Raw genomic sequence first — 12,774 nt, forward strand, 5'->3', positions numbered from 1 at the left:
GCTAAGGCTGGCCGCGTCTGTTACTTCAGATCGGCCTCATCAAAATTGAATGAGGTATCGGGCATGACATAAAAACCGCTGAGGTTTTTATTGTTGGCTGACAGCAGTTGTTCCACCACCAGCGGGATCCACGGATGGTCGTTCCAGATGCGATCCTGCGCGTCTTTGTACAGCTTAGCTTTCTGGTCGCGATCGGTGGTTTTAAGCGCATCGGCAAGGTCTTTATCCACCTGCGGATTGCTGTAGAAGGCGGTGTTGAAGATCGCTGGCGGCCATGAGGTAGTAGCGAACAGCGGCGTCAGCGCCCAGTCGGCTTCACCGGTCGATGCTGACCAGCCGGTGTAGAACATGCGCACACCGCTCTCTTTCTGCCCTTTACTCTCCACTTCAGCGGCACGTTGTCCGGCATCCATCGCTGTCACTTTCACCTTCACGCCCACCTGCGCCAGCTGCTGCTGGGTGAACTGCAGTACTTTCTGCGCGGTGCTGTGGTTATGCGACGACCACAAGGTGGTTTCGAAACCGTTCGGGAAGCCCGCTTCCTTTAGCAGTTCACGTGCTTTAGCCGGATCGTATTTGATTGCCGGATAGCTCTGCGCAAAGTCGATGCTCGGCGGCACGATGCCGGTGGCTGGCGTGGCGTAACCGGCAAAGGCGACTTTCGCCAGCGCCTGACGGTTAATCGCGTACTCTAGCGCTTCACGCACTTTCGGGTTATCAAACGGCTTTTGCGTCACATTGAGGCTGATGTAGCGCTGCATGATCGATGGCGTGGTGACCACATCGAGCTTGCTGTTACCTTCCAGCAGTTTGGCCTGCTCGAACGGCACCGGGAAAGCAAAGCTCGCTTCGCCGGTTTGCAGCATCGCCGCGCGGGTGTTGTTATCCACCACCGGACGCCAGGTAATGCTATCCAGCTTCGGATAGCCTTTTTTCCAGTAGCCATCCCACTTCTTCACTTTCACGAAGTCGGTCTGGTTCCAGGTATCAAAGGCAAACGGGCCGGTTCCCACCGGATGGAAGCCGATATCCTTGCCATATTTTTTCAGCGCGGTGGGCGAAATCATCACCGCCGCCGGATGCGCGAGGTTGTTGATAAAGGCCGAGAACGGCTGCTTCAGGGTGATTTTCACCGTGCTCGGATCGACCACTTCGGTGGTGGCGATATATTTGAACAGGTTATAGCGTTTGAGATGGTTATCCGGATTACTGGCGCGATCGAGGTTTACTTTTACCGCTTCGGCATTGAAGTCGGTACCATCCTGGAATTTCACGCCAGAACGCAGCTTGATGGTGTACGTCAGACCGTCACTGCTCGCCTGATAGCTTTCCGCCAGCACGTTGGTCAGCTTCATGTCTTTATCGAAGCCGAACAAGCCCTGATAGAAGGACTTCGCCACCGCCTGCGACAGCGTATCGTTCGCGTCATACGGATCGAGCGTGGTAAAGGTTGAGGCTACCGCAATCACCGCATCTTTCGCCGCCCACGCGGGCAGCGCCAGCGCCGAACTCAACAAACCGGCAGTGATAACCCCTTTTCGCATAATATGATGCATCGTTATCGTTCTCCTGTAATCCCTGTCATGCGCGACATCCAAAGATGTGCGGTTGTTTGCTGCTCAGGCGCCGCTAATTGCGTGCCGGGCGACAAAATGGCCCGGTGCCACTTCCAGTAAAGGCGCCACTTCCGGCTCATCGCCCAGCGGGCGAATCGGGCTGGGGATCTCATCCACCATCAGCGCCCGCTCACGATGCCGATGCGCCGGATCGGCCACCGGCACAGCGGCCATCAGTTTTTTAGTGTACGGATGGCGCGGCTGCTCAAATACCGCCTGGCGCGGCCCCATCTCCACAATCTGTCCGAGATACATCACCGCCACGCGATGGCTGATGCGTTCCACCACCGCCATATCGTGCGAGATAAATAAGAAGGCGATACCAAATTCACGCTGCAAATCGAGCATCAGGTTGATGATCTGCGCCTGAATCGACACGTCCAGCGCCGACACCGATTCATCGGCGATCACCACTTTGGGATTGAGCGCCAGCGCGCGCGCAATGCAGATACGCTGGCGCTGGCCGCCGGAAAATTCGTGCGGATAGCGCTGCGCATGTTCCGGTAGCAAACCGACGCGCTCCAGCAGCCAGGCAACGCGTTTCTCCGCCTGACGGCGATCCAGCGTTTTATGCACCAGCAGCGGTTCCATGATCGAGAAACCGACGGTCAAACGCGGGTCGAGCGAGGCGTAAGGATCCTGGAAAATAAACTGGATATCGCGGCGCAGTGACGCCAGCGCATTGCCCTGCAGCGCATCGATGCGTTGGCCGTCAAAGGTGATGGTGCCACCCTGGCTGGCCACCAGCCGCAGCAGCGAACGTCCGGTGGTGGATTTTCCGCAGCCGGATTCTCCCACCAGCGCCAGCGTTTCACCGGCATGGAGATCGAAACTGACTTTCTCCACCGCGTGCACGCGGCGCTTGACGCGATTGAGCAAGCCGCCGCGAATATCAAAGCGCGTGACTAAATCGCGCACCTGCAAAATCGGCGGTCGATCGTGGCGCACCGTGTCCTGCGGCACGGCCTGCTCTTCGCGGCCGTTGCTGTGCAGTAACGGAAATTTGGCCGGTAGCGGCTGGCCGTGCATCGCCCCCAGTTTGGGCACCGCCGCCAGTAACGCGCGGGTATAAGGCTGCTGCGGTTCAGCAAACAGCTGCTGCACCGGCGCGCGTTCCACCACATCACCGCGATACATCACCTGCACGCGATCGGCCATCTCCGCCACCACGCCCATATCGTGGGTGATAAAAATCACCCCCATCTGCATCTCTTTTTGCAGCACGCGGATTAGCTGCAGAATCTGCGCCTGAATGGTGACGTCGAGTGCGGTGGTGGGTTCATCGGCAATCAGCAGCGCCGGTTTGCACGACAGCGCCATGGCAATCATCACGCGCTGGCGCATGCCGCCGGAGAGTTGATGCGGATAACGTGATAACACGTTTTGCGCTTCGGGAATGCGCACCAGATCGAGCATACGCCGCGCTTCCGCCAGCGCCTGCTGATGACTTTTGCCCTGATGCAGACGGATGGATTCCGCAATCTGCTCGCCGACGGTGAACACCGGATTGAGTGAGGTCATCGGCTCCTGAAAGATCATCGCCATATCGGCGCCGCGCACTTTGCGCATCTGACCGTTCGACGCGCGCATCACATCCAGCACCTCGCCATTGCGACGACGCAGCTCGATTTCGCCGCTCACTTCACCACCGGCCTGCTGAATCAAGCGCATCAGCGCCAACGAGGTGACAGATTTTCCCGAGCCCGATTCGCCCACCAGCGCCAGGGTTTCACCGCGATGCAGGTCGAGCGACAGGTTGCGCACCGCTTCGGTAATGCGACCTTCATGCTCAAAGCGCACGTTAAGATCGCGCACCGCCAGAACCTGCTCCGGCACAAACTGCAGCTTTTGGTCCGTCATGCCTGCTCCTTAGCTGTCGCGGTAAATCGCTACCTCAACGTCACCATCCACATAGGCGAATCCGCGATACATGCCTTCGCTGTTAAACGGCAGCGCCACATTGCCTGCGGCGTCAATGGCAATCAGCCCGCCGCTGCCCTCCAGCTCCTGCACTTTGTCATGAATGACATTGGCGGTGGCCTGTTGCAGCGAGCGTCCGGCGTAATGCATCTGCGCCGCTACGTCATAGGCGGCGAGCGTACGGATAAACACTTCGCCGGTGCCGGTACAGGAGACCGCTACTGTGTCGTTGCTGGCGTAGCAGCCCGCGCCGACCAACGGCGAATCGCCCACGCGACCGGCCTGTTTGTTGGTCATGCCGCCGGTTGAGGTGGCGGCCGCCAGATTACCCTGAAGATCGAGCGCCACCGCACCGACGGTGCCGAATTTGCGATCCGGGTCCAGCGGATCGTCGCTGTGACTATTTGCTTCACCGTCGTGATCAAGCACCATCTGCTGGCTGTGCAGCGCGCGCTGCAGCTGTTCCCAGCGCTCCGGCGTGGAGAAGAAATCGGCCTCGACCGGCGCTAAACCCTGCTCTGCGGCAAAGGCTTCTGCGCCCGCACCGATGAACAGTACGTGCGGACTGTTTTCCAGCACTTTACGCGCTGCAAGAATCGGATTGCGGATGTGGCTGACGCCCGCGACCGCGCCGACGTCCAGCGTGCGGCCATCCATCATGCTGGCATCGAGTTCATGCGTGCCCTGATGGGTGAACACCGCGCCCTTGCCTGCGTTAAACAGCGGACACTCTTCCAGCAGGCGCACGGCTTCGGTAACGGCATCCAGCGCACTGCCGCCGGCGGCCAGAATTTGCTGGCCTGCGGTAACGATTGCGCTGAGTTGCTGACGATAGTGCTGCTCTTTTTCGGCGCTCATTGCCGCACGCGTAATCGCGCCCGCACCGCCGTGAATTGCGATAACTGCTTTAGCCATAACCGGTACCCTGTGAAGGAATCAGAACCAAAAACACTGATTTAGAATGGTTTTCATCTTTTTTTGGCAATTTTCGACTATAGAAAGGCCCCCTCATCTTGTAAAGCAGAAACTGCCTGCGCGGTCATAACCTTTTATTGTGGATTATGCTTTTTTGGTTGTGAGAGGTTTTCCTGATCACCCTAAATGGCGACCCTACAAATTCCCCTTCCTGACCACCAACTCTCGCTTAACGGCCACGCATTACCCATAATAGACCGCATCTGAAATTAACCAGGCAGAATTGGACATGGAACCTTTTACCGCAGGATTAACCTCCCTCGAAGACGCGCAGCAAAAGATGCTGCAACAGCTGACGCCGATCAGCGATTCGCTCAACGTCTCGCTGTTTGAAGCCGCCGGACGTATCACCGCGAAACCGATTCTTTCACCGCTTGATGTGCCCTCGTTTGATAACTCGGCGATGGACGGCTATGCGCTGCGTCTGGCCGATATCGCGCCCGATCGCGTGTTGCCGGTGGCCGGTAAAGCCTTTGCTGGTGCGCCGTTTAACGGCGAATGGCCAGCGGGCAGCGTGATCCGCATCATGACCGGCGCGCCGATTCCCGCCGGTTGTGATGCCGTGGTGATGCAGGAGCAAACGGAGCAGCGCGACGGCGGCATTGTGATTACCGCGCCGGTGCAGGCCGCGCAGAACATTCGTCGCATCGGCGAAGACATTCAGGCGGGCAAACAGGTGCTGGACGCCGGTGTGCGTCTCGGCGCGGCCGAACTGCCGCTGCTGGCGTCGCTGGGCATTGCTGAAGTGAGCGTGCTGCGCAAACTGCGCGTGGCAATTTTCTCCACCGGCGATGAGTTGCAAGCGGTCGGTCAGCCGCTGGCGGAAGGTCAGATTTACGACACCAACCGCTTTACCGTGGCGTTAATGCTCAACAAGCTGGGCTGCGAAGTGATCGATCTTGGCGTCATTGCCGACGATCAGGCGGCGCTGCGTACCGCCTTTACCGAAGCCGATCGTCAGGCCGATGTGGTGATCAGCACCGGCGGCGTGTCGGTTGGCGAAGCCGACTTCACCCGTGCGATGCTGGCAGAGCTCGGCGCCATCACCTTCTGGAAACTGGCGATCAAACCCGGCAAACCTTTTGCCTTTGGTCGTCTGGCAAACAGCTGGTTCTGCGGTTTACCGGGCAATCCGGTTTCTGCGGCTGTCACTTTCTATCAATTAGTTCAGCCGCTGCTGGCCACCTTAACCGGCCAAACCACGCCCATCATGCCGCTGCGCCAACGCGCACGCGCCACCCAGCGTTTGAAGAAATCGCCGGGTCGTCTCGACTTCCAGCGTGCAATTGTTAGCCGTGGCGATGACGGCGTGCTGGAAGTGCGCAGCACCGGTGCACAAGGTTCGCATGTGTTCAGTTCGTTTGCGCTGGCCAACTGCTTTGTGGTGCTTGAGCGCGATCGCGGCGATGTCGAACCCGGCGAATGGGTGGAGATCGAAGCCTTTAATACGCTGCTGGAGGGCTAATGAGCGTTGAGTTGAGCGATGAAGAGATGCTGCGCTATAACCGCCAGATCGTACTGCGCGGTTTTGATTTTGATGGCCAGGAGAAACTGAAGGCATCACGCGTGTTGGTGATCGGGCTCGGCGGTCTCGGCTGTGCGGCGGCGCCTTATCTGGCATCAGCGGGCGTGGGACATCTCACCTTGCTCGATTTCGATACCGTTAGCCTGAGCAATCTGCAGCGTCAGATCCTGCACAGCGATGCGAAGATTGGCATGGCAAAAGTCGCCTCTGCGCACCAGCAGTTAGCCGCAATTAATCCGCATTGTCAGCTGGAGCCAATTGATGCTCAGCTGGACGACGCGCAGCTCAGCGCGTTAATTGCGCGTCACGACGCGGTGGTGGATTGCACCGATAACGTCGATACCCGCGAGCAGATCAATCGCCTGTGTTTTCAGCACAAGGTGCCGCTGATCTCCGGCGCGGCGATCCGCATGGAAGGCCAGCTCTGCGTCTTCACCTGGCAGCCCGGCGAACCCTGTTATCGCTGCATCAGCCGTTTGTTTGGCGATCAGGTGTTAAGTTGCGTCGAAGCGGGCGTGATGGCACCGCTGGTTGGCGTGGTTGGCGCGATGCAGGCGATGGAAACCTTAAAAGTGCTGACGGCTTTCGGTCAACCCGCTAGCGCGCGCTTATTGATGTACGACGCGATGAGCGCAGAATTCCGCAGCATGAAGGTGGAGCAGGACGCGCACTGCGAAGTGTGTGGTGAATAACGCGCGCATCCCTGCGCGCCACGTAGGGTCGCCATTCATGGCGACCTTGTCAAAACGATGCCAAACCTTATTCCTGCGGGAAAATGGTGCCTTTATTCATAATCCCCTTCGGATCAAACGCGGTCTTCAGCGCCTGCAAAATCGGCCAGGCGCTGCCGTGCTCCTGTTTCGCCCACTGCACGCGATGCTTACCAATGCCGTGGTGATGCACCATCGAACCACCCAGCTTCAGCGTCTCTTCCACAATCATACCGTTAAGCGGTACATGGTATTTCGCCATCTCCTCTTCCGGGCGGCAATCCACCACGTTGTAGTCATAAACGAAATACATATTGGTGCCGTTGATGTAGCTGTGCGACGAGTGCCCGCCGAGCATGGTGATGTCCTGCGCATGCGGGAATTCGTTGCGAATGCGCTTCAGCACGTTTTCGTAGATGGCATTAATGGTGGACCAGTCGCCTGACACTTCAGTGGTGAACCCCATGTTGCCGGTGCGCATAATAAAGTCGCGTTCGGCCTGCACTTTCTCCGGTCCCCAATTAAGGTTTTCGAACCAGCTTTGGATCAGCTTGCTGTCAACCGGCTGACACTCACGATGCTGCGCCACAATTGCCTCGATACCGTTGCCGGTGGCTTCGCTGATCCCGCGCGTCCCTTCCGCCATGAAAATCAGTACGCATTTATCTTTCGAAAAGTGACTGAAGTGTTGATTAGCATCCTCAGGATCGTAGAGACGCGCAATCGACGGACGATAACCATCAACCATCACTTCACGCAGGATGGCGAAACCGGTTTTCATCGAATCAAGCAGATAGCCATAAAAACGGTTATTTTCTGGCTGATATTTAAACATTTTCACCGTGACTTCGGTGATGTAACAGAGCGCACCTTCGTTGCCAATAATCACATGACGGATATCGGGGCCAGCCGCACGGCGTGGTACGTTTTTGATGCGGGTGATGTCACCGTTCGGGAACACCGCTTCCAGGCCCACCACCATATCTTCGATGGCGCCATAAAGCGTGGAGAATTGCCCAATACTGCGCGTGGCGACCAAGCCGCCCATCTGCGCTAAAGGCTTCGACTGCGGTGAATGGCCGGTGGTGTACCCCTGCGCGCGCAGCTGATTTTCCAGCACTTCCAGCGTTACGCCACACTGCGCGGTAACCTGCATGTTCTCGATATCGATCTTAATGACCTTATTCATGCCGGATCCATCCAGCACCACTGAATTCGGCGCTGCGGTTTCCAGCCCGCCTTCGGTGGCCGATGCGCCGGTGCGCGGCACGCCGTTAATTTGGTGGCGATTCATAAAGGCCAGCACCTCGGAAACCTGCTGGGTGTGTTGTAATTTCACCACCGCTGCTGGGATAGGCATGGTGTACACGCCGTGAATATCGGCATATTTACGGAACCGATCGTGGCTGCTGCGTTTTAATTCTGCTTCATCGGTAATCACCTGCTGCGGACCGGCGATCTCTTTTAATTGTTCAACAATAGCTTCGCGTGAAAGTGTCATAATTTTTCCTCGACGAGTAATAAAGAGTTAACGGACAAGATATCCGCCATCGACGACCAACAAATGACCGTTAACGTAATCTGATGCGCGGCTGGCTAAATAGACCATCGCGCCCATTAAATCCTGCGTATTTCCCCAGCGATTAGCGGGAATATGATCCAGCACGCGTTGATTGGTTTCGGGATTACTGCGGGTATTTAACGTAATCGGCGTCGCGTAATAACCCGGCGCAATGCCGTTGACCTGAATATTGTGTTGGCCTAACTCGTCACAATACGCTTTGGTTAAACCGGCAATCGCATGTTTGGTGGCGGCATAGGCGGGCGATCCTTGTCCTCCTAGCCAGGAGAAGAGCGAGCAAATATTAATTATCTTGCCCGACTTCTGCGGCACCATTATTTTTGCCGCCTGATGACTCATTTCAAATGCTGCGGTGAGATTCACCTGAATCATCGGATCCCAATCCTGACGATCAAATTCCAGCACCGAATTTAACTTACAGATCCCGGCGTTATTCACCAGAATATCCAGCCGGCCAAAGCGTTCCAGACATTCGGCAATAATGCGTGCCGGTTCACCCGCCTGCGTGATATCGGCTTGCATGAACTCCGCCCGAACGCCAAAACTTTCAATCAGTTGGCGCGTTTCGGCATTGGCTGGCGCCAGATCCGGAATAAACACGTTGGCACCCGCTTTGGCTAACGCCACGGCAAAGGCCTGGCCGAGACCGCTGTTGCCGCCGGTGACAATGGCGCTTTTTCCATGCAACCCAAAGAAGTCGAGAGAAAAACTCTCCAGCGCTTCCGTCGTCATCATTTCACCTCCTGGCTAAATAACGGGCAATAAAAAAGGAGAAAAGCAAGCTCCTTCGCGGTGAAGCGAAGAAGTTACTTTTCTCCTAATCTCGAGTAACTGCCAATTACGCTAGCATGGCGATTTAAAAATAAAAAGCGATCGTAATCACAAAAGTTATTGCAACAAAAGTACGCGCTAATCACGCCTTATAATTTACTGCGCACAAAATACATAGGATAAAACCGAGAGCGCAGTGAAACTGGCTTTTGTGATTTTCTTCACAACGCAAACTCTTAGCTGCGTGTTAAAAATGGCGTCCGTTACTGTCTGAGACGAAGAGAAAAGTAACTTTCCGCAATTGCGGAGAGGACGCTTTTCTCTTTTTTTTGTTTCTAATTTTGGGGATTTGAGATGCACGCTAAAAATACCACGCGCTGGCTAACCCTGGCGGTAATAAGCATCAGCGGGGGCATTAGTTTCGATCTCGCCTATTTACGCTATATCTATCAAATTCCCATGGCGAAATTTATGGGTTTTTCCAATACCGAAATTGGCGTCATTATGAGCACCTTCGGTATTACAGCGATTCTGCTTTACGCGCCGGGCGGCATCATTTCTGACAAATTCTCGCACCGCAAAGTGATGTCCGGCGCGATGATCGCCACCGGCTTATTGGGCATGATTATGGCAACTTATCCGCCGCTGTGGGCGATGTTGCTGATTCAGGTTGCCTTTGCCATCACCACAATATTGCTGCTGTGGGCCGTGTCAATCAAAGCGGCATCGCTGCTCGGCACACGTGAGGAGCAAGGCAAAATCATGGGCTGGATGGAAGGCCTGCGCGGTGTCGGCGTGATGGGCCTCGCGCTGTTTACCGTGTGGGTGTTTTCACGCTTTCATCCGGACGATCCTAACAGTCTTAAAGCGGTGATCCTGATTTACAGCGGCACCTATATTGCCCTGGGGATCGCCTGCTGGTTTCTGGTCAGCGATGGCTTTGCCCAGAGCGGCGACGAGGCACAATCTGCCTTCAGCCTGCAACATGCGCTGCGCGTGCTGAAAATGCCCACCACGTGGTATTGCAGCATGATCATCTTCGGCGTCTATACGCTTTACGCTATTCTCAGCTACTCCACCAACTATCTCTCAGAGATTTACGGCATGTCGCTGGTCGCCGCCAGCTATATGGGCATCATCATCAACAAAGTGTTTCGCGCCATTTGTGGCCCAATGGGCGGTATGCTCACCAGCTACAGCCGCTGGCGCTCGCCAACGCGCGTGATACAGGTATTCGCATTCGTGAGTTTCACCACGCTGATTCTGCTGTGGCTGGTTACCCGGCAGCCGGTGAGTTTAGTGCTGGCGATTGGCCTGATTCTGTTGATGGCCTTTACCTGCTATGCCTCGCGCGGGCTCTACTTTGCCTGCATCGGCGAAGTGAACACGCCAAAACAAATTCTGGGCACCACCATCGGCATCTGTTCGGTGATTGGTTTTCTGCCGGATGTCTTCGTCTACCCGATCATTGGCCACTGGCAGGATACACTGCCGCCCGCTCTCGCCTATCGCAATATGTGGATGATGGGCGCCTCGGCCAGCGTGGTGGTGCTGGTGTTTACCGCATTATTAATGGGACAAATCAAGCGCGTCGCGGCTGCGACAGCGCTGGCAAAAGGAGTCTGATATGTCTGGCTATTTGATGGGCATCGATGTGGGCACGCAAAGTGCCAAAGTGGTGATCTTCCAAACGGATGGCAAGTTGCTGTGCAGTGCCCAACAACCACTGCGCGCGCTGGCTATTCCGCAGCCAAACCGTGCTGAACATCCTGAAGACGATCTCTGGACATCGGTGCAACAAGCCTGTCGCGCGGCAATGCTGCGTTTTCACCAGCTGGGCGGGCAACCGCATCAGCTGCTGGCCGCCGGGTTGTGCGTGATCCGCTGCTGCCGTGTGCTAATGCGCGCTGACGGTGAACTGGCCTGGCCGGTGATCAACTGGATGGATGTGCGTCTCAATCAGCCTTATCAGCACGAAACGGCTTATGGCGACGTGCGCTGGATCACCACCACATCCGGCTATATCACCCATCGTCTTACCGGCGAAACGCGCGATACCAGCGCCAATTATATCGGCTGCTGGCCGATGGATGATGTGCGCCAGGATTGGGATAACCTGCAGATGCCAGCCTGCAATCTGCGCCGCGAACAGCTGTTTCATGTGGTGCGGCCGGGCGACGTACTCGGTCAGGTAACGTCTGCCGGCGCCAAAGCCAGCGGCCTGCCGCAAGGCCTGCCGATTGTGGCAACCGCGCATGATAAAGCGGTGGAAGCCTTGGGCGCGGGTGCGTTAGCCGATAATGAAGCGCTGATCTCACTCGGCACGTATATCGGTGCGATGGTGCACGGCGATGAAACCCCGCGCAGTAGCGATCACTTCTGGCCGTTTCAGGCCGCGCTGCCACAACGTTTTCTCTACGAATGCATGGGCGTGCGGCGCGGCATGTGGACCATCAGCTGGTTCCGCGATCAGTTTGGCGCCGCCGCGGTCCAGGATGCGCAGGATCGCGGCATCGACATTGAGAGCTTGCTAAGTGCCGAAGCCAGCCGCGTGCCCGCAGGCAGCGACGGGTTGATCACACTACACGATTGGGCGGCACCGGCGCACGCACCGTGGCGCAAAGGGGCAATCATCGGATTCGATGGCCGCCATACGCGCGCGCATCTGTTCCGCTCGCTGCTGGAGGGCATCGTGTTCACGATGAAGAATCATCTGGATCCGATGATGCTGGCGCTGGAACGCCCGCTGGCGCAGCTGGTGATTTCGGGTGGCGGTGCCAATAGCGATCTGTTTATGCAACTGTTTGCCGACATCTTTGGCGTACCCGCACGACGTAATGCCATGCGCAGTTCAGCGGCGATCGGCTGTGCCATCAGCGCGGGCATGGCAGTTGGCGTGTGGCAACAGTACGCCGATGCGGTGACAGCGCTGGTGCAGCCAGGCGAGACCTTCATGCCCAACGCCGCACATCATGCGCACTATCAGCAACTGAACCAGCATGTTTATCAGCAGTTGCATGCTGCGCTGGATCCACTGCTACAGCGGTTAAGCAACCTCGGATAAAACCGGTGCGCATGAATGCGCACCCTACGAAATACCGGCAGCCAATGGCCACACGCTGGCATTGGTCGTGGACACCGCCAGCGCGCCAGCTGCCAGCGCCAGACGTGCATCCTCTTCATCGCACACCAGCCCGCCGGCAATGATCGGCTGGCTGATGCGTTCGGTGATCCAGCCCAGCACTTTCGGCATACAGCCAGGCAGGATTTCAACAATATCCGGCGCTGACTGCGCCACTTGCTTCTCAATGTTGTTGAAGGAGATGGAGTCGAGCACGAAGAGCCGGTGAATCGCCCAGAATCCGTGCTGGCGCGCGGCTTTCAGCATCGCCGGTTTAGTGCTGATGATGCCATCCGCCTGGGTGACGATTTTCAGAAACTGAATCACCACTTCCTGACGCGAGCTGCCTTCCAGCAGATCGACATGGACGAAGGCCATTTTTCCGGCTTGTTTGATCTGTCCAACGATACGCCCGATGTTGCAAATGTTGCCGTAGAGCACCGATACCACCTGACAAGGTGAATCCAGCGCCTGCTGCAGACTTTGCGCATCTTTCACCGCCGCCACCACCGGCGCGTTCTTTAACAACTCAACTAAATCCACTGCACACCCCC

General features: G+C 56.8%; 10 protein-coding genes. 4 read left to right on the plus strand and 6 right to left on the minus strand.

Annotated elements, in window-relative coordinates; genetic code table 11:
• Positions 1-20 precede the first annotated feature (20 nt).
• The 3 genes from gsiB to PanJK_RS03910 form a co-directional block, all read right to left on the minus strand.
• Entirely contained in the window at positions 21-1,556 is a 1,536-nt protein-coding gene (gsiB, locus tag PanJK_RS03900) for a glutathione ABC transporter substrate-binding protein GsiB (RefSeq protein ID WP_061717205.1), read from the minus strand.
• A 63-nt stretch (positions 1,557-1,619) separates the two neighbouring features.
• Positions 1,620-3,476 carry a glutathione ABC transporter ATP-binding protein GsiA gene (gsiA, locus tag PanJK_RS03905; protein WP_265297198.1) on the minus strand — a complete coding sequence of 619 codons (1,857 nt, stop codon included), beginning with the start codon at positions 3,474-3,476 and terminating at the stop codon, positions 1,620-1,622.
• Positions 3,477-3,485: 9 nt separating this feature from the next.
• A complete protein-coding gene (locus PanJK_RS03910; protein WP_265297199.1) occupies positions 3,486-4,451 on the minus strand; it encodes an isoaspartyl peptidase/L-asparaginase family protein in 966 nt (321 codons plus the stop codon).
• A gap of 289 nt (positions 4,452-4,740) precedes the next feature.
• On the opposite strand from PanJK_RS03910, the gene moeA reads away from it, so the two are divergent.
• Positions 4,741-5,976, plus strand: coding sequence for a molybdopterin molybdotransferase MoeA (gene moeA / locus PanJK_RS03915; RefSeq protein WP_265297200.1), 1,236 nt, complete (start codon positions 4,741-4,743; stop codon positions 5,974-5,976).
• Positions 5,976-6,728, plus strand: a complete 753-nt coding sequence (gene moeB, locus PanJK_RS03920) for a molybdopterin-synthase adenylyltransferase MoeB (RefSeq protein WP_265297201.1) — start codon at positions 5,976-5,978, stop codon at positions 6,726-6,728. Before moeA ends, moeB begins: the two co-directional genes overlap by 1 nt.
• Positions 6,729-6,795: 67 nt before the next feature.
• Here moeB and PanJK_RS03925 read toward each other — a convergent pair whose 3' ends face one another.
• Positions 6,796-8,247, minus strand: coding sequence for an FAD-binding oxidoreductase (locus PanJK_RS03925; protein ID WP_265297202.1), 1,452 nt, complete (start codon positions 8,245-8,247; stop codon positions 6,796-6,798).
• 27 nt (positions 8,248-8,274) lie between these two features.
• Complete coding sequence (locus PanJK_RS03930; RefSeq protein WP_265297447.1) at positions 8,275-9,060, minus strand: SDR family oxidoreductase; 786 nt, start codon at positions 9,058-9,060, stop codon at positions 8,275-8,277.
• A 393-nt stretch (positions 9,061-9,453) separates the two neighbouring features.
• On the opposite strand from PanJK_RS03930, the gene PanJK_RS03935 reads away from it, so the two are divergent.
• A complete protein-coding gene (locus PanJK_RS03935; protein ID WP_265297203.1) occupies positions 9,454-10,725 on the plus strand; it encodes an MFS transporter in 1,272 nt (423 codons plus the stop codon).
• Position 10,726: 1 nt separating this feature from the next.
• Complete coding sequence (locus PanJK_RS03940) at positions 10,727-12,163, plus strand: FGGY-family carbohydrate kinase (protein WP_265297204.1); 1,437 nt, start codon at positions 10,727-10,729, stop codon at positions 12,161-12,163.
• Between the two features lie 24 nt (positions 12,164-12,187).
• Here PanJK_RS03940 and PanJK_RS03945 read toward each other — a convergent pair whose 3' ends face one another.
• Positions 12,188-12,763 (minus strand): glycerol-3-phosphate responsive antiterminator, encoded by a 576-nt coding sequence (locus PanJK_RS03945; RefSeq protein WP_256696040.1) that lies wholly within the window; start codon positions 12,761-12,763, stop codon positions 12,188-12,190.
• Positions 12,764-12,774: the final 11 nt, after the last annotated feature.

The sequence above is a fragment of the Pantoea sp. JK genome (genome assembly GCF_026130245.1).
GTDB lineage: Bacteria > Pseudomonadota > Gammaproteobacteria > Enterobacterales > Enterobacteriaceae > Pantoea > Pantoea trifolii.